Here is a 24,198-nt window from a genome sequence, read left to right on the forward strand (position 1 = left end):
CCCAGACCCGGACCGCAAGCCCACCACGCCCCAACGCACCATCAGCCGGTCACACCCCCACCAACGTGACAACGCCCGCGAGCCGCAGACGGTGCAGGGCGCCTCCTCTCTCAGGGGTCGCCCCAAGCAGGCATACACGTCGTCAACCCACCGGAGACCCACGCCATGACTGCTCAGCAGCCCCTCACCTACGACACGTTCGTCAAGATCGCGGCAGCCGATCTGGCCGTTGTCGGCCTTGTCCTCAAAGGGTCCCAGGCCCATGACGGCATGGTCACCCCGTACTCCGACCACGACCTGTACGTGATCGTCGCCGACGACGTCAGGACCGATCTGACCCGGTTCGCGGGCCACCGCAGCGCCGACCTCGACCTTGTCATCGTCACGCTCAGCGAGTTCCGTGGGGCCGGCGTGCCCGACTGGGAACGCTACGCCCTCGCCCGTGCCAAGGTCGTGCTGGACCGGCTCGACGGCGGCATCGCCCGCGTCCTTGCCGACTGTGCACAGTTGGACGCCGATGAAGCGTTCCGGGCATCGGCCGAAGTGCTCGACGCCTACGCCAACTCCCTCCTGCGCTCGGTCAAGAACCACCGGGACGGCCGGGCTCTCGCCTCCCGCCTCGATGCGGCCGACAGCATGCGGTTCCTGCTCGAACTGCTCTTCACCCTCGACCGTCGCCCCCGCCCCTACAACAAGTACCTGGAGTGGGAACTCGCCCAGCACCCGCTCCCGGGCTGGGACACCGACATACTCCTCCGTGCCGTGGACCGCATCTCGGCCACAGGTGACGTCTCCCTGCAACGGCATCTGTTCACGATGGTCGAGGCGGCGGTCCGGGCCGCCGGACACGGCGAGGTGCTCGACGCGTGGGGCGACGACCTGGACGCGATGCGACCGCAGTGAGAGCGTCGGCCATGCTTGTGCACCGCGACGACGCCCGGTCCTTCGGAGTGGCTATCGATGAAGTCCTTTCACCTCACGCAGATACACACCCCTCTCCCCCGCGCGGGCAGTACGAGGCTGAGACCGGGGCGCCCTGCACGGTCGATGCGAACAGCCGCGTATGAGGGGCCTGTTCTCGGGGCGTACCCCTGCGGACCGACAGGAGCCCGCACCCCTGCCGGCGAGCGGGCCGTCTGATGCCGATCGCGGGAACCACCATGGTGGCGACGGACCTGGACGGCACGCTCCTGCGCAGCAATCTCGCGGTCTCGGCACACACACGGCGCGTATTGCGGCGTCTGGACGAGAAGGGAATACGTCATGTTATCGTCACGGGCCGTAGCGCGTCGAACTGCGCTCCCATCTTCCGGGCCCTGCACTACCGGGGCCTCGCCGTGTGCGGCCAGGGCGCCCAGATCTACGACGTGGACCGGGACATCCTACTCTCGCAGGCGGTGCTGGACCGGAACGCGGCGCAGGCGTTTGTGGCCCGGCTGGCCCGGCGGATCGGACGCCTGCACCTCGCTGTCGTCACCTCCGGGCTGGGGAGCGAGTTCCTCATCACACCAGGTTTCGGCCGGAAGGACGAACGTGTGTTGTCCCCCTTCCGCCTCGTCGAGGACGAACACCTGTGGAACCGCGCCATCGACAAGGTGCTCCTGCGTCATGACGTCCTGACCGACAGCGGACTGGTCACCGAGGCAAGCGTGTGCTGCGGGCCCGGGCTGAAGGTGACGCACGCCGGCCCTGGGATCGTCGAACTGCTGCCATCGGGCTTCGACAAGGCCACGGGACTGTCCCAGGTCTGCGCGGCCCTCGGCGTCGCCCCCCACGAGGTCGTGGCGTTCGGCGACATGCCCAACGACGTACCCATGCTCACCTGGGCCGGTCACGCGGTCGCCATGGCCAACGGGCATGCCGACGTCAAGGCCGTGGCCGACGAGATCGCACCACCCAACGACCAGGACGGGGTGGCCACCGTACTCGGCCGGCTCCTGCGCGAGACGCTGCCGGAGCCCACCGAGGCGCAGGACATCAGCTGAGCTCCGGACAACGCCTGCGGTGCCGCTCCGCAAGGGCGGAGCGGCACCGACCGGCCGTCCAGGCCGAGGTGTTCGACTGATCAACTGCTGCCCTGCCGCACTTGGACAGCCGAACGCGCGTGATCCCCGCACGGCCCGCGAACACCGGTGACACCGGATAACCGGCTCTCGTCCGGCCACGCCACTTGCTGCCTGCCCACTGCGCGCCCAGGCCCGGTACGCCTAGGCCTGCGGCGGGCATCACCGTGTCCCTGTTCCGTGCTGGTGGGCCGGCTCAGACGACGACGCGGACGAGCGAGGGCTGCTGCGCCCTGGAAGCGAACCAGCCGACGGTGCGGCTGATCCCTTCGTCGAGTCCCACCAGAGGTCGCCAACCCAGCGCGGAGCGGGCGAGGGAGATGTCCGGCCTGCGCAGGTCCGGGTCGTCGACCGGCCGTACCACGAACACGATGGGCGCGCTCGACGCGCACTCGGCCCGTACCCGTTCGGCCAGTTCGAGGATCGTCAGCTCGGTGGGGTTGCCGATGTTGATCGGCCCCGGATGAGAACCGATCGTCGCCGCCAGAACCCCGGCCACCGTGTCGTCGATGTAACACATCGACCTCGTCTGCAGGCCCTCCCCGGCCACGGTGATCGGCTCCCCGGCCAGGGCTTGAGAGACGAAGGTTGGCAACGCCCTGCCGTCCTCGGCCCTCATCCGCGGCCCGTAGGTGTTGAACAGGCGGACGATGACCGTGTCGGTGCCGAGCGTGGTGCGATACGCCGTGGTCAGGGCCTCCGCGAAGCGCTTGGCCTCGTCGTAGACACTGCGGGGCCCGATCGGGTTGACGTTCCCCCAGTAGTCCTCGCTCTGCGGATGGACCAGTGGATTGCCGTAGACCTCGGAGGTGGAGGCCAGCAGGAAGCGCGCGCCCTTGCGGTGCGCGAGGTCCAGCGCGTTCAGCGTGCCGTGGGATCCGACGGTAAGCGTCTCGATCGGGTACCGCGCGTAGTCACGCGGAGACGCCGGCGAGGCCAGGTGCAGGACCAGGTCGACGGGCCCCGGCACGTCACAACCCTGGGAGACGTCCTGCCGAATCAGCGTGAACTGCGGATCCTCCAGCAGGGACCCGAGGTTCTCGGGCCTTCCGGTCAGCATGTTGTCGATGCAGACCACAGTGGTGCCCAGGGCGCGGAGGCGGTGGCACAGGTGCGAGCCGATGAACCCGGCTCCGCCGGTGACAACCACCCGCTCGATCACACGATTATGGCCCTGCATGCGTCGGTCTCCTTCTGTTGCTCAAATCTGGGATGGCCGCAGGCCGCGCCTCGGCCGTGGTCGGCTCCGGGCTCACGGCGGCGCTACTGGTACCGATAGCGCTGAATCTTTCCGGCGTGCGAGCGTTCGAACTCCGGGACCGTCCGCACCGAGGCCGGGACCTTGTGCGCCTCCAGGCGCCGTGCGCAGAAGGCGCGCAGATCGGCCCCGCCGGGGGGCCGCGCCGGATCCGCCGGCACGACGAAGGCGGACACGACCTGGCCGAGCAGGTCGTGCGCCCGGCCGACCACCAGCGCCTCACGGACGTCGGGGTGGTCGAGGAGGACCCCCTCGACCTCGCGGGCGCTGACGTTGGCCCCTCCGACGTTGATGATGTCGTCCACCCGGTCCGTGAGGTAGAGGTATCCGTCGTCGTCCAGGTAGCCCAGGTCCCCGACGCTGTAGAACCCCCCGCTGTGCGCCCTCAGATGTGCCGCCTGCGCCGCCCCCAGCCGGCGGGTGGCCGCGGTCCTCATGAAGACCTCCCCCACCGTCCCGCGCGGCAGCTCCGCACCGTCGGGCCCAACGATCCGGACCTGGGTCATATGAGGCCGACCGACGGTTCCGGGCCTGGCGAGCCACTGCGTCCCCGAGGAGATGACCGCACCGACCATCTGGGTCGACCCGTAGAGCTCGAACACCCGGTCCCCGCCGAGGAGGTCAATCCATGCCTGCTTCACGGACCGGGGGCAGGGAGCGGCGGTGTGCATCAGTCCCGTCAGATGCTTTGCCAGGCGGCTCACCGTTGCCGTGTCCGCGAGCAGCAGCGCCATCTGATGCGGCGTTGCCTGGAGCCACGTCGGTGAGAAACGCGCAACGGCGTCCTCCACCGCCTCGCGGGTGAACCGTTCCACCACCACGATGTGGTTGTCGGCGTAGAGGCCGGTCATCGCCGAGGTGTAGGGGGCGGCATGATGCAGCGGCCCCATGACGAGCTGGGTGGAGCCCGGCTGCCATCCCAGGGAGCGCAACAGATGGCTCTGGCTGGCGAGTTGCTGCGACGGCCGCCCGGCCACGGGGATGAACCGGGGCAGGCCGGTGCTTCCGCCTGACGGCATGCACCACGCCTGTTCGGGTTCGGGGCCGGGGGGCACGGTCCCGTGGTCCGCCGTTTCCTCCTGCGGGACGGGGCTGAACACATGGGTGGCCGAGCGTGGTCCCGGCTGGCTGGAGAACAGCGTGTCGAGCTCCCGCTCGCTGCTGCCGGGCGGCGCGATGAGAGGGGTCAGCCCGGCACTCCACGTGGCCAGCACCGCCACGAAGAAGTCGACCCCGTTGGGCAGCGCGACCAGCACCTTCCCGGTGGGGTGGTCCGCCGAACGTAGTGTACGGCCCGCGGTGTTCACGCGCCGGAGGAGTTCGGCGTTGGTCAGGCGGGTCCAGTGGCCGTCGGCGGAACGGGCCGACAGGGCCGGCGCGTCGGGTTCGGCCTCGGCCCTGGCACGGAGCCGTTCGAGGACACCGGTCAGCTGCTCACGCGTCACCGCTGCCCGCCCTTCCCCTCGATCCGTGCGCTCAGTTCCCGCACGGTGCCGCACTCGAAGAACTCGTCCACGCCGACCTCGGTCCCGACCCGCTTCTCCGTCTCGGCGAGGATCTCTACAGCGGCCAACGAGTCGCCGCCGAGCTCGATGAAGTCGTCGTCGATGCCGATGCCCTCGATGCCGAGCGACCGTTCCCACACCTCGACCAGGAGCCGCTGCACCTCCGTCGTGGGAGGGCAGGGCCGGTACAGCGGCCGTTTGGCGAGCAGTTCCTCCACCCGTCCGAGGGCGAGCGACCCGCTCTCGTCCCGTTCCAGCGCGGGAACCACGGCATAGGCGTCGGGGACGGTGGCGGTGCCCGCGTCACCGAGAAGCCGACGAACGTCGAGCGGCGTGAGCCGTTTCGAGGCGACGACGAGCACCAGTTCGCCGTCGTGCTGCGCCCGGACAGCCGCGTAATCGCCGATGACGCCTTCCGTGGACAGGGTTTCCTCAAGCGCCGGGTGGAGCCTCACTTCGGTGTACATATCGCATTCCTCCGTTACCGTCGACATCCGCTCGAACCGGGCGCGATCAAGTGTGGATTTCCCGGTACAAGGACGCGAGATCGCGGGCGATGAAGATCTGTTCGGCCTCGATCGTGGCACCCCAACGCTCATGGACCAGTGCAGCGAGCGCTGACGCGGTGAGCGAATCGCCGCCCAGGGCAAAGAAGTTCGAGTCGGGTGTCGGCGTGGCGCCGGGAAGGAGCTCCGCACACAGGTCCAGTAATTTCTCTAAAGTGAATGATTCAGGCAAAGCGCACTCCTGGGTGATAGGCGATCCGTTTGTCTGAGTTGCAGATGGAATCGCGGTCGGGCGTCGAAGTACGGCCAGTCCTGCACGAAGGTTCCGAGGTGCTGAGTCTGCGTGAACCCTGAAGGGCATTACAAGATCTGGCCGTCCAAGTGCGCAGGTCGAACACAGTGGCTGAAGCAGCCGCACCGAGTCAGACTGGGAGCGGCCTGCTCGCTGTTTGTCGCCGGTCGATTCGGGTGGCTCAGTGATCCCGCCGGCCGTTGTGGACCGTTTGTTTGGCAAGCTGCATCGCTCGACGACGAAAGAGAATTTGGAATTGATGAACGAGCTCGACGATTCGCAGAACTTGCTGTCCAAGGAACGCGGAAAGAACGACGTGCAGATCGAGGCGCTGCGGACCGCATACAGCAGACAGGACGCCCTTGCCAGCCTGCGCGACCTCGATCCTGCCTACCCCGAACCGGACGAATGCAGGATCCTGGCCGCTCCTGAGAACGACCATCTGCTCGAATACGTCACGTCCGACGCCTTCACCCATGTCTTCCCCGGCGACCGGGAACTGGACGGCCCCGAGGAATTCTTCGCCAGCCTCGACGCGGAACTGCGGGCCGCGGGATCCCTGCACTTGTGGCCCTACCTGCCGCTGTGTGCCTACCGCTGCCACTACTGCCAGTTCCCTCTCCTCATCGTGAACCCCGGAACCGAGCGGGCCGCGAACAGCGCCCGTCGCTGGGTGGACGCGAACATCGCCGAGGCACGCCTGTGGCTGGAGGCGGTGCCGGCCCTGCGCGAGGTGCCGGTGCGCGAGTTCTGCCTGTTTGGCGGCACCCCCACCGTCTTCCCGCTCAGTGAGATCGAGCGGCTGATGGACTTCTACGCCGACGCCTTCGTCTTCGACCCGGCCATCACCTCGCTGCGGGCGGAGGGCAGCCCGGACACGCTCGACGAGGAGATGATCACTGGGCTGCGGCGCCTGGGGTTCGACAAATTGACCTACGGCATCCAGACCTTCGACGACGAACTCCTCGCCCTCGCGAACCGCAGGCACACCGGCCAACAGGCCGAGGACGCGCTCCGCCTCGCCCGTAAGCACGGATTCGCACGGGTCGACGCCGACCTCGTATGGGGCCTGCCCGGCCAGGACGTGGATGCCTACCTCCACGACGTGCGCCGCATGATCGACCTGGACTTCTCCACGGTCGTGATGACCAAGCTCCACCTGCGCTCCTTCGCGAGTGTCGACACCGCGATCGGACACGTCTCCTCGGCGGTGTGGGAGAGCGTCGACGTGCGCGAGCGGATCGCGGCCTCGGGGCGCAGCTGGCCGACGCTCGGCCGCCAGTACCAGATGCGGGCCGAAGCCGTGCAGGCGCTCAATGCCGCCGGGTACGCCGAACATCCGACGACGTACTTCCCCCGCAAGGAGATCGGCGCCCCGATCTGGCGCTCGCTCAACCTCGACCAGGACAAGCAGGTACCCAACCTGGGCATCGGGCTTGGTGGTTACACCTGGAGCAGCCACTCCGAGGGCAACATCACGTCCGATCCCCGCGAGTATCTCGATGCCGTCTCCGCAGGTCGGCTTCCGCTGACCGCCATCACCGCTCTGAGCGAACAGGGCCGGGAAACCAGGTCGGTGCGCATGGCCATGTCCACGTGCCAGCCGCTGCGCGAGGAGATCCACCAGGAGCGCTTCCCGGGCTCCTCGCTGTTCTCCGAGCGGTGGCTGCCGATCTTCGAGCGGCTGCGCGACCGCGGGCTGGCCGAGATCGACCGGGCGGCGGGCGAGATCCGCCTGACTACGCCCGGCCAGAGCCTCGTGGAAGCCATCATCAACACCGAGATCAAGTAGGCCGTGGACGTCGTCGGAGAAAGGGGTGCAATGCGGCTTGCTGTTGTGTGCTGTGACGGCGTTCCGGTGAGCGGTCTGCTGACCGTGCTGCGCAATGTCGTCGAGCGCGGCATCGCGCTGGGCGTGGTCGAGCCGGAGGTCCACGCGGACCTCGGCTACTCGTGGCGGCCGGACAAACCACGTTACTTCCCCACCGGACCGGCGGCGGCGGGCTACTCCTCCTGGATGCGCGTCCGCGACCATGCGCCACCGCTACGGATGCCGACGGCCGAGCTGGCAAGCCGGTTCCTGTCCGTCAGGGACCGGGTCGCCGAGGCCCATGAACTCGGTGCCGACGAGAGCGACCTGCTGCGGAGCGACATCGACGAGATCGCACAGACGTACCAGCCGTACTTCACCGCGTGGCTCGCGGAGCACCGCATCGACTGGGTCGTAGCCGTCAACATGACGCTGAGCGACGCACCCGGTGTCACCCTGGCGCTGCATCGGGCCGCACAGGAGCGCTGGGGTTCCGGGCGGCCAGGAGGCATCGTCTTGTGGGACCATGATCTGTTCGGCAGTTGCTCGGTCCACGAGAACGGCCGCCGCGTCTACCCGCTAACGCCCAACGAGTTCACTCCGGTCCCGGGACGTCGTGCGCACGAGCGCTGGGTAGTCATCACCGAGAAGCTGGCGAACGAGGCCGCTACCTATACCGCCGGGGTCAAGCCCGAGGTGCTCCCGAACCTGTTGCCCCACATCCCCTCGGGGCCCCTAGAGCCCCGGCACCTCAACTTCATGGCCGACAACGGCCTGGAGCGGAACAGACCGGTCCTGCTGGCGCCGGCTCGCATCTTCCGCCCTAAGGGAATCGAGATTGCCCTGACCCTGCTGGCCGAGATGCGCGAACAGAGCTTCGCCGATGGGGAACCGCCACCGTACCTGCTCGTCTTCGGACAACTGGACGAGGACCCCGCATACGCGGCTGAACTGCGCGAGCACGCGCACCGGTGCGGCATCGCGGACGACGTGCTGTTCTTGGACGGCGTCCCAGTCGCCACGTTTCGGGACGTACAAGGGCACTGGCGGCTCGACGAGGTGGACCTGCTTCGCCTGGCGGCGGCCAGTGGCGGCGCCGTGCTGTTCACCCCGAGCAGGCCCGATGTGGAGTCGGTGGGCCTTGGGCCAGCCCTGGCGGTCCAGGCAGGCATCCCCTGCGCACACACCGCCTACGACGCGTTCGGTGCCGTGTATGGGGACCAGTTCCGTGGCGTACGCGTCCCGACCGACTCGGAGGGGCTCGCCGCGGCCGCCACGTCGTTGCGCAATGCGATGCGCGCCCGGCGCCGAAGCGCTGGCATGTACCCCGAGGACGTGGCCAACCGGGCCGTTGTGGAGGAGCGGTTCCCCTCTGACGCATGGGACGGCTTCCTCTTGGAACTCGCCGACGCCCTTGCCACGCCCGGCCCGCTTACACTGGAAGCTGGAGAACGGAGATGACCATCAATCTTGGGGTTCGTTCCGGCCTTGCGGCCCCGATACCCGAGTTCCGGATCCTGCAGGAGGACCGCAAGGATTTGCTGCGCCATCTCGCCGCGCTCCGGGAGGACCACGGGCAGGCCGACGAACGCGCCTACCTCGCATCCCTGCGCTACCTGAGCGATGTACTGCCGCGCGAACTGCGCGCTGAGTTACAGCGGTTGTGCACCGGTGACTCCTGTGGCTCGCTGGTGGTCCGCGGAATGTCCTTCGACGACGCACCGCCGACCCCGGTGCACTGGAGTGAACGGGACCACGACGCCACGACCTTGCAAGATTTCTGGCTGACGCTGCTCGCGGGGCAACTCGGCGAGTTGTTCTGCTGGTCGTCGCTCCAGGACGGCCGCCTACTCAACGACATTGTGCCGGTCCGCGGCCACGAGCAGGCGCAGACCGGTGCGGGGAGCACCGCACCACTGGAGTTCCACGTCGAGGACGCGTTCCATGACGACCGGTGCGACCTCCTCGCCCTGCTCGCGATCCGCAACCCCGACCGGATCCCGACCATGCTGGCGAGTATCGATGACATCGATACCAACGGTTTGGACCTCGACGTCCTGTGCGAGCCACGATTCCTCATCAAGGCCGACCCTGAACATCTGCGAGGGCTCGACGCGACGAGTGAGGTCAACTGCGTCAGGCCGGTGGTGACCAGAGAAGGAACGCTTCTTCGTCTGCGTGTGGACCCCGCCTACACCACCGCGCTGCCCGGCGACGGACGCGCGGCCAGGGCATTCTCCGACGTGTGCGCCCGCCTGGAGGCGAAGATCCGGCCGGTCGCTCTGGACGCCGGGGACATCCTATTCTTCGACAACCATCGCTTCGTCCACGGCCGCGCCCCCTTCCAGCCGCGCTACGACGGCACAGACCGGTGGCTGCGCAAGGCGGTGGTCCTGCGCGATCCCGCACGCACCCAGGCGCGCCGTGTCGGTTCCGACGGGTTCCGGTTCGCCGTTCCGGCACTGGACGGGCGACCGAACGGCCCCTCGAAGGGAGAACGATGCCTGCAGACATCGACGAGCGAGCGCTGAGCGACTGGTGCCTGGAGCACCTGGGCAACGCCGTCGCAGAACCCATCTTCACCACGGGGAACCTGTCTGCGGTCCACGGCCTCTGGCTGGCGGACGGCCGCGAGGTGGTGGTGAAGGTCCGTGATGCCGACGCGCGGCTGGAGTCGTGCACCTGGGTGCACCGCCGGATGTGGCAGGCGGGTTTCCCGTGCCCACAGCCGCTGGCCGGTCCCACGCCGCTGGGCGGTATGGTCGCCAGCGCCGAGACCTGCGTACCGGGGGACGAGGCACCCGGATCCGCCGACGCCCCGAAGCTGTTCGCGCGCCTGCTGAGCGACTTCGTGGCCTGCGCGGAGGGTTTCGACCCACAGCCGCTGCTGCGGCCCGCCCCGGCCTGGGTCCACTGGTACCACGAGGAGGACGGCGTCTGGCCGGTGCCGGACGATCGTGACGTCGACCTCAACGCCGAGCGGTGCTCCGTCACGGCGTGGGTCGACGACCTCGGTGCGGCTGTGCGCGAGCGGCTCAAGGAGGTCCGCAATGCCGCCTGCGTCATCGGGCACGGGGACTGGGACGGCCGCAACGTGAAGTTCCGCGACGGCCGGCCGCTCGCGGTCCACGATTGGGACAGCGTGGTCTACGAGCCCGAGGTGGTGATCGTCGGCCAGGCCGCCGCCATGTTCCACGGCGGGCCCACTGGTGCGGGAGCTTCGGTCGAACAGACGGAGGTCTTCCTGGAGGAGTACCAGATCGCACGCGGGCGCAAGCTGAGCGCCGGCGAACTGCAGCTGTGCTGGGCCGCCGGCCTGTGGGTCCGCGCCTTCAACGCCAAGAAGTTCCACCTAGACCACTTCGACGCGCTGGAGCGCGACGAGGCCGAGACAAGGATGAGGTATGCCGGCATCTGACGTGACGAAGGCCGACACGGCGACGGAGCACCAGGGCAGGCGCAGGGCCCGGGTCGCCCTCGTCTGCGGCGACGGACTGCCTGTCAGCGGGCTGCTGACGATCTTCCGGAATATCGTCGACTTGGTCCGCGCCGAGTGCGGCGGGATCGAGTTCCCGATCACCGCGGACCTCGGCTACTCCTGGCGGCCGGACAAGGCCGTGTTCTACCCGTCCGGCGCGCCCGGGCTCGGCTACCCGCAGTGGCTGGAGGTCACCGACGCGACGCCTGTCCCGGACCACCCGGGGCTGGCCGAGGAGTGGCTCGGTCTGCGCGCGGACATCGAGAGGGCACACGAACTCACCCCTGACGAGCGGGCCGCCGTCACCGCGCGGATCGAGGAGCTGGCCGCGCCCTACGAGGAGTACTTCCTGTCGTGGCTCGAGAAGGAGCAGATCGACTGGATGGTCGGGGTCAATATGACCCTCTCCGACGCGACCCCGGTGACGTTGGCGCTGCACCGCGCCGCGGCCGCCTACTGGTCGGACGGCCGTCCCGGGGGGTTGATCCTGTGGGACCACGACCTCTTCGGCAGTTACTCGGTGCACGAGGGCGAAACCCGGGTGTACCCGCAGGCGCCCAACGTCTTCACGCCGGTGCCGGTGGCGCCGCAGCGGTGGGTCGTGCCGACACAGCAGCTCCAGGACGAAGGGCGCTCCTACCCCACCGAGCTGGAGCCGACGCTCATCCCCTACGTCCTGCCGCGTCGCCCCCAGGGGCCGTTGCGGGCACGCCACGAGGAGTTCCTCGCCCAGCAGGGGATTGAACCGGACCGCCCCGTGGTCCTGGTGCCGGTACGGGTCTTCCGGGTCAAGGGGGTGGAGGTCGCGGTGCGGCTCTTCGCGGGCCTGATGCGCGAGTGCGAGCGGCGCGGTGACCCTCACCCGGTGCTCGCCGTCTTCGGCAGCCTCCAGGAGGACCCGGACTACAGCCGGGAGGTCCTCGCGACGGTGGAGGCCGAGGGCATCGGCGACGCCGTCCGGTTCCTCGGCGGCGTCCCGCTGACCAGCAACCAGGACGAGGCCGGCACCTGGCGGCTGGACGAGGTCGACCTGCTGCATGTCGCCAAGGCCACCGCGGGCGGCGTCTTCTATACCCCCAACCGCCCCGACGTCGAGAGCGTGGGCCTGGGGCCGGCCCTCGCGGCGGCGGCCTGCCTGCCCTTCGCCGCCACCGTCTACAACGCGCTCGACGGGGTCTACGGGCCGGGCTGGCGCTACGTGCGGATCGCGGACACGGGCGACCTCGACAAGGCGGCGCGGCAGTTCGCCGATCTGCTCGCTGCGCACCGCGCCGCCGATCCCGCCCTGGAGGCGGATCTGGAGCACAACGCGGCCCAGGCGCGTCATGTGTTCCCGGACGAGCCCTGCCTGCGGTTCGTCCGCGGCCTCGGATCGGCGCTGTCACCGGGCAGCCGATGACGGCCACGGGAGAACCGGCTGTCTGGCCGCTCTCCGTCACCCAGCGGGGCCGGATCCTGCGGGACCGCAGCCGCGGTGCGACGTCCTACAACATGCACGTCGCCTGGGACGTGGAAGGGCACATCGACGCGAGCCGCCTGGAGCGGCGGCTCGCGTCGCTGGCCTCCCGACATCCCATGCTGCGTGCCCGGATCGTCGCGTCCGCCTTCACCCAGGTCGTGGAGGAGTGCGTGCCGGTTCTCCTGCGGACGGAGACCGGGCTGACCGACGCCGCGGCAGACGCGCGACTGCGGGAACACGAGACCTCGGCGTTCGACCGCTCACGGGCGCCGCTGTGGGAATGCCTGCTGCTCGAATTGCGGTCCGGCCGCCAGCGGCTCGCCCTGACCCTGGACCACATGATCTGCGACGGCCACTCCCTGGACCGGCTCATCGGTGAACTGGCCTGCGAGGAGGAGCCCGACGGGCCCCTCGGAGCGAGTTACGGCGACTTCGTGGCGAGAGAGCAGGCCCGGTACGGCCCAGGGGCGGACCACATGATGGCCTACTGGCGTGAGCATCTCGGCGGGACCGCACCGGACCGCGGCGTGGACCTCCCCTTCTGCTCCCGTCAGGACGCCCCTCTGTCCGGCAGGATCGAGCAGCGGAGCCTGGCCCTGTCCCCCGAGGAGAGCGAACGGGTGCGGCAGGGCCGGTCGCGGCAGGGCGTGACGGCGTTCCTGTACTTCCTGGCGGCGGTGATGGCGGGCCTGTCCTGGCTGTCCGGCCGGCCGGACATCACTGTCCGGCTTCCGGTGCACGGCCGGTCCCCCGAATTCGCCGCGACCGTCGGCTGGATCGCCAACCTCGTCCGGTTCCGGCTGCCGAACGCCGCGCACCCCGACTTCCGCCAGGTCGTCGAGGATGTCCGGCACACCTGGGCCAAGCAGCTGGCCCACCAGTCCGCCCCCTACGACGTGGTCCGGGAGCGGCTCACCCAGTCGCCGCCTGGCTCGGCGCGCCCCGCCGTGGTGACCGTGGCTCTGCACACCGCGCCGGTTGTGGTCGAAGCGCTGGGAGCCCGCCTTCTGCCCCGTCCCCCGACGGGAGCCATCGGCCTCGGCGACGAGGCCGGGCTGTACCTCTCCTTCACCGAGACGGCCGACGGTACTGTGCTCGGCTGCCGCTACGACCCTGCGCGCTACGCCCCTGATGAAGTCGACCTGGTGCTAGGCACTGTCCGACTGCTCCTGACCGGATCAGACCCGGCAAGATCGGAAGCGAGGCATGCGTACACCGGTTTTCCGGAATTCCGACGAGACGGACTGGGGGCTGCCCCCCTTCACCACTGCTGACATCTGGCGCGACCTGTGGGATGCCGTCCGCGCCGTGTTCCATCACCTCTTCGTCCACTCCGCGCAGACCCGCCGGCTCCACAGGCACCTGCGCAGGAACCCGGGTCCGGTCCAGGTCTCCGTCGGGTCCGGTCGCTCGGTCCCGGACGACGGCTGGGTGGGCCTGGGCTTCCGCAAGGGGCCGCGTGTCTACCGCTGTGACCTGCGCAAGCGCCTCTTCTTCCGCGACGGCACGGTGGACATCGTGCTCGCGGAGCACATCGTCGAGCACTTCTGGTTCGACGACATCCCCGCCCTCTTCGGGGAGTTCTTCAGGATCCTCCGCCAGGGAGGGATCGTACGAGTTGCCTGCCCGGGCGCGCTGGTGGTCTGCGCCCTTCTGCAGGGGGAGGGGAACGAGCGCACGGCGTTGCAGAAACAGATGGACGCCCGAATGCACCGCTGGCGGCCGGAAGAGGCGACGCCCCTGCGGGTGGCCAACCGGATGGCCTACGAGTTCGGCAACCACAAGGCCCTGCTGACCGAGCAGGCGCTGGTCGATTCCGCGGCCGGCGCCGGCTTCACCGGCATCAAGACGACAACCATTGACAGGAGCGTCTATTTCGCGAGCCCTCCCGGGACCCACCTCGCACGCTATCCGGACGGCGTCCTGGAGGCCGTCGTGATCGAAGCGGTACGCCCGCCGTCCGCACCGGACCGACCGGAGACCGGACCATGACGATGCAGCACAGCGTACGGTTCTCCGGGCAGCGTACCGGCGACGCTCCGCTCACCTGGGGACAGCAATGGCTCTGGGAGGAGGTCGAGAAGTTCGCCCCGCATCACGAACACCTCAATCTGAGCGAGGTGGTCGACGTGCCGGAGGGTGTGAGTCTGCCGGACGTTCTGACCGCCCTGCAAAGACTCCTCGAGCAGTGGGAATCCGTTCGTACCACGTACTCCGTCGGCCCGTCGGGGGAGCCGCAGCAGCACGTTCCGTCCGGTGGGACCCTTGATGTGGTAGAGCGGACCGCACGGGCCGAGGAGGCCCGTTCGGCCGCGCACGCCCTTGCCGCGGCACTGCGGAGCGTGCCCTTCCCGCTGGACGGCTTCCCGATCCGGGCTGGCGTGGTGACCAGCGAAGGCTGCCCGCGTCACCTGGTCATCGTGATTTTTCACCTGGCGACAGACGGCTGGGACCTGCGGAATCTCCTGGCCGAGATTAAGCAGTTGCTGGCGGCTCCCGGCGAGGAGCGGACCGTCGCGGCGAGAATCCATCCCCTGGACCAGTCCGAATGCCAGCGGGGCCCTGAGGGGCGGGCTGTTTCCGAGCGGTCGCTCACCTACTGGAAGAAGCAACTGCTCAACGCTCCAGCTGACATGTTCTCCGGACGTGCGCCCGTTCCCGAGTCGCCGCGGTTCCAGGAGAGCTACGTCGAGTCCGAAGCCCTGGCCGTCGCGATCCGCGACCTGTCACGCCATCTGAAGGCCAGTCCGACCGTCATATTCCTGGCTCTTGCCTCCGTGTGCCTGGGGAGACTGACCGGAGAGCCGAGGGTGCTTCTCCTACTGGGGTGTCACAACCGTTTCAGTCCGAGCAAGAGAGCGGCCACCGGGCCGCTGTACCAGGACGCACCCCTGACGGTCGATCTGGCGGGGGCGGACTTCCAGGCAGTGGTCCGCCGGACCTGGCGGGCCTCCTTGTCGGCCTACTCCGCCGCGAAATGGGATCCACGGCTGGTCGAGGCAGCTGTCCAGGAGGTCGTGCGGGAGCGAGGACAGAGCGTCGATCTCTCCTGCAACGCCATCGTGATGCTGGAACCCCACACAGGACTGCCTCCGTCCCCGAGCCCGGCCGACGCCGGGTTCGTCGAAGCTCTTCGTTCCCGGACGCGGAAACTCAAGATGCCGGGCACCGCTCAGGACCGCACCGGGCGGAGGTTCTTCCTGAGGGCCCAGAACACGTCGCGTGCCGTCCTGACGTCGCTGCGCACGGATACGACCGTGCTGTCCGGCGAGGACTGCGCACAGTTCCTCGACGACGTGGAGGAACTGGCCGTGCGGGAGCTCCTCACGATCTCGCGTTGAATCCTCCGGTCCCGAGCAAGCGCCAGGGATGCGACGGAGACGTCTACATTCGGGAGTCATCAGTTGATCCGCGCAGAGGCACTGACCAAAGAGTTCCGCAAGTACGAGCGTCGTCCCGGGCTTCGCGGAAGCCTGGGCACACTGTTCAGCAGGAAGTACGAGACGCACCGAGCCGTCGACAACATCTCGTTCACCGTGGAGGCCGGCGCCAAGATGGCCTACCTCGGGGCCAACGGGGCCGGAAAATCCACGACCATCAAGATGCTGGCCGGGATCACCACCCCCACCTCCGGACGTTGCCTGGTGAACGGAATTGAACCGTATCTCAACCGGCGGGCCAACGCGCAGTCGATCGGGGTGGTCTTCGGTCAGCGGACCCAACTGTGGTGGGACCTCTCCGTTCCCGACTCCTTCCGTATCCTGCAACGCATCTACGACATCCCCGAGAAGGTCTACCGCCGGAATCTGCGCCTGTTCCAGGAGTATCTCGACATCGACGCGCTGGCCAGCACGCAGGTGAGGAAGCTGAGTCTCGGGCAGAGGATGCGGGCCGAGATCGCCGCCAGCCTTCTGCACGACCCCAAGGTCGTGTTCTGGGACGAGCCGACCATCGGCCTCGATGTCATCCTCAAGGACGCGGTGCGGGAACTGATCAATCATTTCAACCGAGAGCTCGGCACCACCGTGCTGCTGACCAGCCATGACATCGGCGACATCACGTCCATCTGCGACCAGGTCCTTGTGGTCGACCGAGGAAAGGTCATCCACCAGGGAACCCTTCAAGAGCTGATTTCCACCGCGGCGTACCGGTCGATCTCCTTCGAGTGCGGCCGGCAGGACCTAGCGGCCGCCGTGGCCGCCATCGAGGAGGCGCTGCCCAAGGCCATCGCGACCGCGGCCGGCGGCCATCGGATACGGGTCGACTACCCGATCGATCACCTCACCTCGAAAGAGGTGCTCAGCTGCCTCCTGGAGCGCTTTGACATCACCGACTTCTACGCACCCGAGCCCGAGCTCGGAAGCGTGGTGCGGGAGATATACGGGACCGGGAAGACCGCATGAGGCGCTATTTCTGCTTCTCCTCGGCCAGCCTGCAGACGGTACTGGAGTACCGGTCCCTCATGCTGGCGAACCTCGCCACATCCCTGGTGTCCACCGCGCTGGTCGTCTTCCTCTGGCGCGCGGTGATCGTGCAGACACCGGGCGACGAGATCGCCGGCTTCGGGCCGCAGGAAATCACCACGTATCTGCTGGCGGCACAGCTGCTGAACGTCGTCAACATGAACCAGGCGGACTCGGAGATCAGCAGTGACGTCCTCCGCGGAAGCATCTCGATCTCCCTCGTGCGACCGGTCAGCTATCCCCTCGTCAGATTCATGGTCAGCCTGCCGGTGGTCCTCGTCAACGCTCTGCTGATCGGCCTGCCACTCGTCCTGACATTCGGCCTGCTCTTCGAGATCGAGATTCCGTCCGCCCTGGGCCTCTGCCTCTTCCTGCTGGCGACGATACCCTCGGTGATCATCGGCTTCGAGATCAGCTTTCTCACCGGAGTGGCATCGCTGGTCACCACCAACATCTGGGGTGTGCGAGTCGTCGTCACCGCCCTCGTGGGCATTTTCTCCGGGAGCCTTGTCCCCATCGACCTGATGCCCCCGCTCCTGGCCGACATCTCCATGGTGCTGCCCTTCAAAAGCATGATCAACTCGCCGGTCCAGTTGCTGCTGGGGCGCTACGACGGTCTGTCCGAGGCCGCTCTGGTCATCCTTGGCCAGTGCGCCTGGTCGGCCGGCCTTCTCGCCCTATGCACGGTGCTGTGGCGTGGCGCGATGCGGAAGATCGAGGTGCTCGGCGGATGAGAGAGCTCAAACTGACCCTGTTCCTCTGCGGCGTCAGCCTCCACCGGCTCGCGGAATACCGCGTGGACTTCCTGCTCGGCGCCTTCGGGTTCATCATCCGCGTCGGCGCACAGATCATCCTGGTCCACGTCGTCTTCGCACTGGTCCCGAGCGTCTACGGCTGGGGCTACTACCACGCTCTGTTCCTTCTCGGGTTCGCACTGCTTCCCCGCGGGCTGGACCGGCTCTTCACCGACAACCTGTGGATGCTCAGCGGACAGTACGTCCGGACCGGCGAGTTCTACCGTTATCTGATCCGCCCGGTGCGGCCTTTGTTCCTGCTGATCTCCGACCGGTTCTTCTGGCCGGACGCGCTGGGCGACCTGATCACCGGCGTGGCTCTCCTGGCCTATGCGACCGGACACCTCACCTTGGGCGTGCCGCCGGTCGTGGCCGTCGCACTCACTCCGGTCCTGGTGCTCCTCGGCGCCGTGGTGTACTTCGCCGTCAAGCTGGCGTTCGCCTCCCTGGCCTTCTGGACCACCACGAGCTATCCGGTGATGCACGCGGCCAACGAGCTGTCGGAGTTCGCCAGCTTCCCGCTCGACCTCTACCGGCCGACGGTCCGCTGGATCCTGACCTGGGTGCTTCCGTTCGCGGTCACGTCCTACTTTCCCGCCACCTTCCTCCTGTTCGGCGATCGTGCCCATCTGCTCTGGATACCGGCGACGTCACTGGGCGCGCTGGCCGTCGCGTGCCTGATCTGGCGGGCGGGACTCAGAAGGTACGACATGACCGGATCCTGAGGACGCTGCGGCTTTCGCCGCCCCCCTCGCGCCACGGGTCGCCGTGCCTGCGGCGCGCGGGGGCGCGGTCGTACTGGTTGGCTGCTGTCGCGGACATCCGCGGTCGCCGCCGCGGGCCCGACCGTCGGCACACCTCGGTCCCGGCGGGACGAGTCGTCCGACGGGAGCCGTGCTGGTCGCCCTCGGGACGGGAACCGTGACGGCGGGCCGACTGCCGGGGGCCGGCGGGTGAGGAGAGCGGCAGGGTCACAGGGCCGCGGCGGCACCGGTCACAGGGAGACCCACAGGTCCTTCCCCACCACGGCGTGCAGCTCGCGCCTGACCGCCTCGGCGGCGAGGAAGATGGTGTTCACCTTCCCGGCGAACACCGATATCCGACGGCCCGAGCGGCGGACCGACACCACGCGTGCGTCGCTCTCGGAGCGCATCTTGGCCTTCACCGAGAAGAAGGCGTTGACATGCCGGAAGCTTTCCCGGAAAGGGGTCCAGTACCGGACCACTTCCGTCTCCATGGCTCGGCGTGTGCGGTCGAGGGTATCGGCGCTCTGCCGGGCGATGCACTGCCGGGCCTCTTCATGGGAGCGGCATCTGGCCAGGGGAGTATGGGTGACCGACGTGAGCGTGTGGAGGCCGTTCCGGAAGGGATAAACTGAAAAGAACGGCCCGTCCACCAGCGTCAGCCCGAAGTCGCGGCGCTCCGACTCGTAGACGAGGGTCACGCACGGCTCGAAGTACAGGTCCGACCACACCCCTTTGCCGCCCGCTGCCCAGGCTCCCCAGGTGCAGTCGATCAGGGCGTCGAACAGCTCGCCGTTGACCAGGACCCCGCCGTCGGTCTCCTCGAACGATTCGACGGGGGTGTCGAGGCGTAGCTGTGGCCGCAGCGATTCACCGAAGTGGGCCTTGGCCCTGTCCGTCAGCAGCAGTTCCTCGGGGACCCGGAACGCGGTGGTCGACGGTTCCAGACCGTAGGCGGTGGAGTCGACCTTCTCGAACGGCAGCCGTGACGCCTGCATCACCTGCTGGTAGGTCTCCCCGTCGAGCAGGGAGTCGTCGCGGGGGACGGCGTAGACGTTGTCGGTCACGGGTCGGCTGAGTGCCGGATAGACCTGCTTGAACCTCCTGTATCCCTGGCTCGCCTGCCGGCGGGTCACGGCGGAGCGGGCGTAGTGGAACCCCAGGTGCAGGCGGTTCTGCGTGTGCCCGGACGCGCCTCCGAAGATCTCGGGCAGCGCTTCGAAGAGATGCACGTCGTGGCCGTCGGCCTGCAGTTCCTCGGAGATGTGGCAGCCGTACCAGCCCGCGCCGACGACCGCCACTTTGGCGACGGGGCCGTGGCCACCCGCCGGGGCCGCGAGAGCGTCAAGCCCCGGCATCGGGCACCGTGATCCTGTGGTTCGTGACGGCATACGGAACATGCGCCATGTCACCGTCACCTCCGACGTGCCAATGGGCTGGCAGCCCGGGACCTGGCGGGTCCGCCTCCGCGAAGTTCCGTCCCACCGGCCTGCCCGGGGGCGGCGCCGGTTGAAGGGCCCCGGCCCGGACGGTCCGCACCCCGGCGGAGCTCTGTACGCGCTTGTCCCGGGCCCGCCGCTCGGTGCTGCGCAGACCGGTCGTCACAGCAGTCAATGACATCAAGACCCCCTCGCCCCTGCATGCTGCGCTCGATCACGCCTGCCGCCCGGCCGGACCGCGCGTCAGGCCGTCACACGAGGGTCCGGTAGACCTCGGCGACCTGGCGTGCCGCACGATCCCAGGAGAAGTGGGACAGCACACGCTCCCGGCCGGCCCGGCCCATCCGTTCCGCGCTCGCGGCATCCGTGAGCAGTTCGTTCACCCGAACGGCAAGCTCCTTGGCCAGTACGGAGGACGCCTCCTCCTCGGCCTGGTCCGTCATCGTGGGCTGCAACGGCACCAGATGACCGGTCTCGCCGTCCACGACGGCCTCGGGGCTGCCCCCGGTCGCGGTGGCGACCACCGCGGTTCCGCACGCCATGGCCTCCAGGATCACGATGCCCAGCGGCTCGTACAGCGAGGGGCTGACGAAGGCCCGGGCGTGGCTGAGAAGCTGGATCAGGGCCCGCCGTGAGAAGGCTCCGCTCACCCAACGGACGTCCACCGCACCGTCCCGCGCCGCCGCCACCGCCTTAGCGAACTCCGCCCGGTGGGCGGCGGTGTCGGCGGACTGGGCGACCACCACCAGCTGGCTTCCCGGCACGAAGAAGGGAACCGCCCGCAGCAGGTGCAGCAGGCCCTTCTGCGGGCTGATACGTCCCACACAGACCACGGTGGGGCGGTCGACGGCGATCCCCTCCGCCTCCAGGGCCTCGGTGCCGAGGTCGGGTGCGTACTGCTCGGCGTCGATGCCGTTGTGGACCACGACGACGCGCGCGGGGTCCACCTCGGGGTACACCTCCGTGACGTCCCGGGCCACGGCATGGGACACGGCGATGACCTGGTCGGCCCGGGCCATCGCCTCCCGCTCCATGAAGCAGGAGACCTCGTAGCCGCCGTCCAGTTGCTGGGCCTTCCAGGGCCGCAGCGGTTCCAGGCTGTGCGCGGTGATCACATGCGGGATGCCGTACAGCTGCTGGGCCAGCCGACCGGCGAAGTTGGTGTACCAGGTGTGGCTGTGGACCACGGCCGCGCCCGCGACCGCGTGCGACATCGACGCGTTGATCGCGAGTGCCTGAAGGGAGGGATTAGCCGAGCCGAGAACGTCCGGCACCCCGTGCGCCAGCACGCGGGAGCGGCCAGCATCCGGGCCGAAGCAGTGAACACGCAGGTCGACCAGGTCCCGCAAACGGTCCGTCAACGCACCCACATGGACGCCCGCGCCCCCGTACACATGGGGCGGGTACTCGCGGGTCAGCAGGTCCACACGCATAGGTGTCCTCTGTTTGCTCATATCACCTGGCGTGACACGACGCTGCGGCCGTCGCTCAGCTCCACCGCGATGCCCTGCCATATCTCGGCGTAACTCAGCAGGAGTTCCGCGACCCGCTCACGGCAGTGCGTCGGGAGGCTGTCCAGGATCCGGTTCTGTTGTTTGGTGGCCACCGCACACGAGTCGAACAGCCTCAGGACGATGCGGCCCGCTTCGCTGAAGCGCAGTGACGGGTCCTTGCACAGTGCTTCGAAGACGGGGATCAGGTCCGCCGGTGGCCGCCGCCGGCCCTGGAGTACCACCTCTCCAGAAGGCCGTCCGCTCGGTGGGTCCTGACGCCTGGTCTCCTTCCGCAGCTTCATCGGGACCGGGTCGTGTCCCTTCCGTAGACGGTCCCGGACATCGGCCACTGTCGCCGGCGAGATGCCCGCCGCCCTGGCGATCTGGCGCAAGGACGCGTCGGGATTGGCCCTGATGAGTTCGCCCGCGAGTTCGCGTCCCTGAACGCGGTTCACCGGCCGCGCGCGGCCGTCGATGCCCACCCGGACCTTGGTGACGTCGGCCACGCCCGCGTGGTTGCGGCGGATGTCGGCCACCTTCCTCGGGGACAGTCCGGACACCAGGGCGATCGCGCGGTCGGACCACTCGGGATGGAAGCCGAGGATGCGGACGGCGGCGGCCAGCCGGTCCGCCCTGGACAGCGGCAGGCCGTGCTTCGTGTTGGCCGCGACGGACAGCACAAAGGCGTCCTCCCGGTCACCGTCGAAGAACCTGACCGCGATGTCGGTCTGGCCGCGCAATTGGGCGGCTCTCAGGCGGTGCACTCCGTCGATCACCCGCATCGTCCTTCGATGGACCTTGATCGGCGGGAATTCCTGCTCGCTCTCGGAGAGAAGTTTCACGTGATCGCTGTCCTCTCCAGCGACACGCGGGGAACTATCGGTGACAAGTGCCGCGATCGGCACGCTCACCACAGGGGCCTGTTCCAATGACCGCTGGCACTCCGCGACGTAGACTAAGACATCGCCCGAAATATCCTCGACATCTTCCACAGAACTCAACATATCTCCTTGTTGGATATAGTTAAGATCACGTCCACAATCACTTCAATGCGATTCAGAAATGCACTCCGGTGCACAGGCAGTGGGTCTCTTTGAGGCGTTGACCGATCCCCCGGTTGATACGTCCTGCCTCAGCTGGCGACACGTCGCCGACTGCCGTACAAGGCAGATGAACTTTGCTTTCGTTCGGCGTCGTGATGTTGCTACATACCGCGCCGGACTGTCAACGATCACAGGGCGGTTGTTGATCAACCCACCTCCTGGGACGGCCGCTGCCATAAAAGGGCGGCAGGTTTTGAGTGCGTGTGCCGACAAGTGGGGCGCTGGTTCCGATCTGATCCAGGTATGTACCCTGATACCGGGTCAAGTGCTGCACGGAACGGCCACCGCCGACCGCCTCCGGGAATGTCCGGCCCCGGAAGATTTCACTTCGCCGGGGCCAGGTCGACCGCTCACCGCCTGGCCCATGCGGCGGCATGCGGGGAGCATCGGCCGTAACGATCACGCCGTTCGGCACCGGCACCACGGAACGCACGGCGCGTCCTCGCCCGGACAGGTGGACCCCGGCTCCCGGACGGCTTCAAGGGGTGGTGCAGCGGTCCACGTCCCACCACTGCCCCGGCACGTCGCGGGCGGCCCCGCGGTCGGGCGTTGCCGAAGAAACACCCGGACGACGCCGTCCGCGAGACATACCAACAGGTACTGGCGTAGATCCAGTTGGCCAGTTTTCGCTTGCCAACGAAACCGTGATCCAGGAGTATCGAGGCCACTTGATCGACCACCTGTCAGACACCTGGGCCCCGTCGCGACCTCGGCCGGGTGCCGTGCAACGCCTCAAGCTGTCCGGGCGCGGTGGCGGCGGTGCGCGTCACCACCGCGTTGGACGTCCGTCCCTGCCAGCGGTGCGCGACCGGTCCCGTACGGGGCCGTGAGAACCAGGAAGACCCACAAGGAAGTTGTCGTCCGCACCCGGAGGTCCCCCGGGCCGAGGAACCCGGGCAATGCGGTGCCCTGATGTCCGGGGAAACCTCGGCCGGGCACCCCTCATGCCCGACTCCACAGCTGTCACTCCGGTAATACATCAAAATCCTATATTGCCCGATGAAATTCGGAGAGGTCTCGATGAACGCGCCGGATGTCTCAGTCATCATTCCCGCATACGACCGTCCAGAGGAACTCCGCAGGAAGCTCGTCAGCCTTACGCGCCAGACCCTTCCGGTGCGACGATTCGAAGTGATTGTGGTCGACGACGGCTCACCTTCCGATGTCTTCGCGAAGTCGTGGGAGGTCATCGATGAGATGGAGAACCTGACTCTCATCAGGAACTCCCCCGGCCGCGGGGTGTCGGTTGCTCGCAATGTCGGGGCCAGACAGGCCAAGGGGGACCTGTTGGTGTTCCTCGATGTCGACTGCATGGCTCATCCGGCGCTCCTGGAGAAGCACCTGGAGGCACAGCGGGAACGTCCGGTGGCCGTGTGCTGATTCACCCACGGACGGGAACTCACCCCGTCCGCGTGGTCACTCCTGCTCGGTGACGCATGGGAGATGGAAGAGCCCGAAGAGACCTTCCGGAGAGCCCACGAAGAGCCGAGGCTGCACGACCCGCTCGTCGAACTCCTGCACAAGCCCTCGGACAACGACTGGGCGTTCTTCTGGACCCACAATGTGAGTGTCCCGCGTTCCTCCTTTGAGGAGATCGGCGGATTCTGCGAGGACTTCGAGCTCAAGGGCGTCGAGGACATGGAGATCGGCCTCAGGGGTCCTTGCAGAATGATCTTCCTGTGGCACGGTGGAGATGCAGGTGATCTCGTGCTGTGTGGGGGTGACGATGGCGCGGCGGAAGCCGTGGGAGGTCAGCGACGAGCTGTGGGCGGTGATCGAGCCGCTGCTGCCG

General features: G+C 68.1%; 21 protein-coding genes and 1 pseudogene. 15 read left to right on the top strand and 7 right to left on the bottom strand.

The annotated features are described in order from the left end of the window. The first annotated feature begins 165 nt into the window (after window positions 1-165). Together AB0I73_RS27920 and AB0I73_RS27925 are read left to right on the top strand one after the other, a co-directional pair. Window positions 166-903, top strand: coding sequence for a hypothetical protein (locus tag AB0I73_RS27920; protein WP_363041815.1), 738 nt, complete (start codon window positions 166-168; stop codon window positions 901-903). 236 nt (window positions 904-1,139) lie between these two features. After that, window positions 1,140-1,985 (top strand): HAD family hydrolase, encoded by an 846-nt coding sequence (locus AB0I73_RS27925; protein WP_363041817.1) that lies wholly within the window; start codon window positions 1,140-1,142, stop codon window positions 1,983-1,985. A gap of 274 nt (window positions 1,986-2,259) precedes the next feature. Here the strand turns inward: AB0I73_RS27925 and AB0I73_RS27930 are convergent, their stop codons facing one another. The 4 genes from AB0I73_RS27930 to AB0I73_RS27945 form a co-directional block, all read right to left on the bottom strand. Next, complete coding sequence (locus AB0I73_RS27930) at window positions 2,260-3,243, bottom strand: NAD-dependent epimerase/dehydratase family protein (RefSeq protein ID WP_363041819.1); 984 nt, start codon at window positions 3,241-3,243, stop codon at window positions 2,260-2,262. Between the two features lie 83 nt (window positions 3,244-3,326). Next, window positions 3,327-4,766 (bottom strand): AMP-binding protein, encoded by a 1,440-nt coding sequence (locus AB0I73_RS27935; protein ID WP_363041821.1) that lies wholly within the window; start codon window positions 4,764-4,766, stop codon window positions 3,327-3,329. Further along, window positions 4,763-5,293 carry a phosphopantetheine-binding protein gene (locus AB0I73_RS27940; protein WP_363041823.1) on the bottom strand — a complete coding sequence of 177 codons (531 nt, stop codon included), beginning with the start codon at window positions 5,291-5,293 and terminating at the stop codon, window positions 4,763-4,765. The genes AB0I73_RS27935 and AB0I73_RS27940 overlap by 4 nt, the downstream gene beginning before the upstream one ends. A 46-nt stretch (window positions 5,294-5,339) precedes the next feature. Continuing rightward, window positions 5,340-5,564, bottom strand: a complete 225-nt coding sequence (locus AB0I73_RS27945; RefSeq protein WP_363041825.1) for a phosphopantetheine-binding protein — start codon at window positions 5,562-5,564, stop codon at window positions 5,340-5,342. A gap of 319 nt (window positions 5,565-5,883) precedes the next feature. Here AB0I73_RS27945 and AB0I73_RS27950 point away from each other — a divergent pair, with 319 nt between their 5' ends. The 11 genes from AB0I73_RS27950 to AB0I73_RS28000 all read left to right on the top strand — a co-directional run bounded on the left by AB0I73_RS27950 (window position 5,884) and on the right by AB0I73_RS28000 (window position 18,353). Beyond that, window positions 5,884-7,416, top strand: a complete 1,533-nt coding sequence (locus tag AB0I73_RS27950; protein ID WP_363041827.1) for a radical SAM protein — start codon at window positions 5,884-5,886, stop codon at window positions 7,414-7,416. A gap of 66 nt (window positions 7,417-7,482) precedes the next feature. Beyond that, window positions 7,483-8,895, top strand: coding sequence for a hypothetical protein (locus AB0I73_RS27955; protein WP_363041829.1), 1,413 nt, complete (start codon window positions 7,483-7,485; stop codon window positions 8,893-8,895). Beyond that, on the top strand, window positions 8,892-9,965 hold the full coding sequence (locus AB0I73_RS27960; RefSeq protein WP_363041831.1) for a TauD/TfdA family dioxygenase: 1,074 nt from the start codon (window positions 8,892-8,894) through the stop codon (window positions 9,963-9,965). The genes AB0I73_RS27955 and AB0I73_RS27960 overlap by 4 nt, the downstream gene beginning before the upstream one ends. Further along, window positions 9,935-10,852 (top strand): hypothetical protein, encoded by a 918-nt coding sequence (locus tag AB0I73_RS27965; protein WP_363041833.1) that lies wholly within the window; start codon window positions 9,935-9,937, stop codon window positions 10,850-10,852. Before AB0I73_RS27960 ends, AB0I73_RS27965 begins: the two co-directional genes overlap by 31 nt. Continuing rightward, window positions 10,839-12,311, top strand: coding sequence for a hypothetical protein (locus tag AB0I73_RS27970; protein WP_363041835.1), 1,473 nt, complete (start codon window positions 10,839-10,841; stop codon window positions 12,309-12,311). Before AB0I73_RS27965 ends, AB0I73_RS27970 begins: the two co-directional genes overlap by 14 nt. Then, window positions 12,308-13,645, top strand: coding sequence for a condensation domain-containing protein (locus AB0I73_RS27975; protein WP_363041837.1), 1,338 nt, complete (start codon window positions 12,308-12,310; stop codon window positions 13,643-13,645). The genes AB0I73_RS27970 and AB0I73_RS27975 overlap by 4 nt, the downstream gene beginning before the upstream one ends. Further along, a complete protein-coding gene (locus tag AB0I73_RS27980) occupies window positions 13,578-14,363 on the top strand; it encodes a methyltransferase domain-containing protein (protein WP_363041839.1) in 786 nt (261 codons plus the stop codon). The genes AB0I73_RS27975 and AB0I73_RS27980 overlap by 68 nt, the downstream gene beginning before the upstream one ends. After that, window positions 14,360-15,712 carry a condensation domain-containing protein gene (locus AB0I73_RS27985; protein ID WP_363041841.1) on the top strand — a complete coding sequence of 451 codons (1,353 nt, stop codon included), beginning with the start codon at window positions 14,360-14,362 and terminating at the stop codon, window positions 15,710-15,712. The genes AB0I73_RS27980 and AB0I73_RS27985 overlap by 4 nt, the downstream gene beginning before the upstream one ends. Before the next feature lie 63 nt (window positions 15,713-15,775). After that, entirely contained in the window at window positions 15,776-16,774 is a 999-nt protein-coding gene (locus AB0I73_RS27990) for an ATP-binding cassette domain-containing protein (protein WP_363041843.1), read from the top strand. After that, on the top strand, window positions 16,771-17,568 hold the full coding sequence (locus AB0I73_RS27995; protein ID WP_363041845.1) for an ABC-2 family transporter protein: 798 nt from the start codon (window positions 16,771-16,773) through the stop codon (window positions 17,566-17,568). Before AB0I73_RS27990 ends, AB0I73_RS27995 begins: the two co-directional genes overlap by 4 nt. After that, a complete protein-coding gene (locus AB0I73_RS28000) occupies window positions 17,565-18,353 on the top strand; it encodes an ABC-2 family transporter protein (protein ID WP_363041847.1) in 789 nt (262 codons plus the stop codon). The genes AB0I73_RS27995 and AB0I73_RS28000 overlap by 4 nt, the downstream gene beginning before the upstream one ends. A gap of 269 nt (window positions 18,354-18,622) precedes the next feature. Here the strand turns inward: AB0I73_RS28000 and AB0I73_RS28005 are convergent, their stop codons facing one another. The 3 genes from AB0I73_RS28005 to AB0I73_RS28015 form a co-directional block, all read right to left on the bottom strand. Continuing rightward, on the bottom strand, window positions 18,623-19,729 hold the full coding sequence (locus AB0I73_RS28005) for an FAD-dependent oxidoreductase (RefSeq protein WP_363041849.1): 1,107 nt from the start codon (window positions 19,727-19,729) through the stop codon (window positions 18,623-18,625). A 332-nt stretch (window positions 19,730-20,061) separates the two neighbouring features. Then, window positions 20,062-21,243 carry a glycogen synthase gene (gene glgA / locus AB0I73_RS28010; RefSeq protein WP_363041857.1) on the bottom strand — a complete coding sequence of 394 codons (1,182 nt, stop codon included), beginning with the start codon at window positions 21,241-21,243 and terminating at the stop codon, window positions 20,062-20,064. A 17-nt stretch (window positions 21,244-21,260) separates the two neighbouring features. Beyond that, entirely contained in the window at window positions 21,261-22,145 is an 885-nt protein-coding gene (locus AB0I73_RS28015) for a ParB N-terminal domain-containing protein (protein WP_363041851.1), read from the bottom strand. Between the two features lie 1,260 nt (window positions 22,146-23,405). On the opposite strand from AB0I73_RS28015, the gene AB0I73_RS28020 reads away from it, so the two are divergent. Next, entirely contained in the window at window positions 23,406-23,786 is a 381-nt protein-coding gene (locus AB0I73_RS28020; protein ID WP_363041853.1) for a glycosyltransferase family A protein, read from the top strand. A 63-nt stretch (window positions 23,787-23,849) separates the two neighbouring features. Further along, window positions 23,850-24,198: pseudogene (locus tag AB0I73_RS28025) on the top strand (hypothetical protein); the annotation flags it as partial.

Source organism: Streptomyces sp. NPDC050388 (assembly GCF_040655635.1).
Taxonomy (GTDB): Bacteria; Actinomycetota; Actinomycetes; order Streptomycetales; family Streptomycetaceae; genus Streptomyces.

Excerpts from the sequence above, each read along its gene's own strand:
- AB0I73_RS27920 (WP_363041815.1), top strand. The coding sequence starts at position 166 with ATGACTGCTCAGCAGCCCCTCACCTACGACACGTTCGTCAAGATCGCG.
- AB0I73_RS27925 (WP_363041817.1), top strand. The coding sequence starts at position 1,140 with ATGCCGATCGCGGGAACCACCATGGTGGCGACGGACCTGGACGGCACG.
- AB0I73_RS27930 (WP_363041819.1), bottom strand. The coding sequence starts at position 3,243 with ATGCAGGGCCATAATCGTGTGATCGAGCGGGTGGTTGTCACCGGCGGA.
- AB0I73_RS27940 (WP_363041823.1), bottom strand. The coding sequence starts at position 5,293 with ATGTACACCGAAGTGAGGCTCCACCCGGCGCTTGAGGAAACCCTGTCC.
- AB0I73_RS27950 (WP_363041827.1), top strand. The coding sequence starts at position 5,884 with ATGAACGAGCTCGACGATTCGCAGAACTTGCTGTCCAAGGAACGCGGA.
- AB0I73_RS27960 (WP_363041831.1), top strand. The coding sequence starts at position 8,892 with ATGACCATCAATCTTGGGGTTCGTTCCGGCCTTGCGGCCCCGATACCC.
- AB0I73_RS27965 (WP_363041833.1), top strand. The coding sequence starts at position 9,935 with ATGCCTGCAGACATCGACGAGCGAGCGCTGAGCGACTGGTGCCTGGAG.
- AB0I73_RS27970 (WP_363041835.1), top strand. The coding sequence starts at position 10,839 with ATGCCGGCATCTGACGTGACGAAGGCCGACACGGCGACGGAGCACCAG.
- AB0I73_RS27975 (WP_363041837.1), top strand. The coding sequence starts at position 12,308 with ATGACGGCCACGGGAGAACCGGCTGTCTGGCCGCTCTCCGTCACCCAG.
- AB0I73_RS27980 (WP_363041839.1), top strand. The coding sequence starts at position 13,578 with ATGCGTACACCGGTTTTCCGGAATTCCGACGAGACGGACTGGGGGCTG.
- AB0I73_RS27985 (WP_363041841.1), top strand. The coding sequence starts at position 14,360 with ATGACGATGCAGCACAGCGTACGGTTCTCCGGGCAGCGTACCGGCGAC.
- AB0I73_RS27995 (WP_363041845.1), top strand. The coding sequence starts at position 16,771 with ATGAGGCGCTATTTCTGCTTCTCCTCGGCCAGCCTGCAGACGGTACTG.
- AB0I73_RS28000 (WP_363041847.1), top strand. The coding sequence starts at position 17,565 with ATGAGAGAGCTCAAACTGACCCTGTTCCTCTGCGGCGTCAGCCTCCAC.
- AB0I73_RS28005 (WP_363041849.1), bottom strand. The coding sequence starts at position 19,729 with ATGCCGGGGCTTGACGCTCTCGCGGCCCCGGCGGGTGGCCACGGCCCC.
- glgA (WP_363041857.1), bottom strand. The coding sequence starts at position 21,243 with ATGCGTGTGGACCTGCTGACCCGCGAGTACCCGCCCCATGTGTACGGG.
- AB0I73_RS28020 (WP_363041853.1), top strand. The coding sequence starts at position 23,406 with ATGAAATTCGGAGAGGTCTCGATGAACGCGCCGGATGTCTCAGTCATC.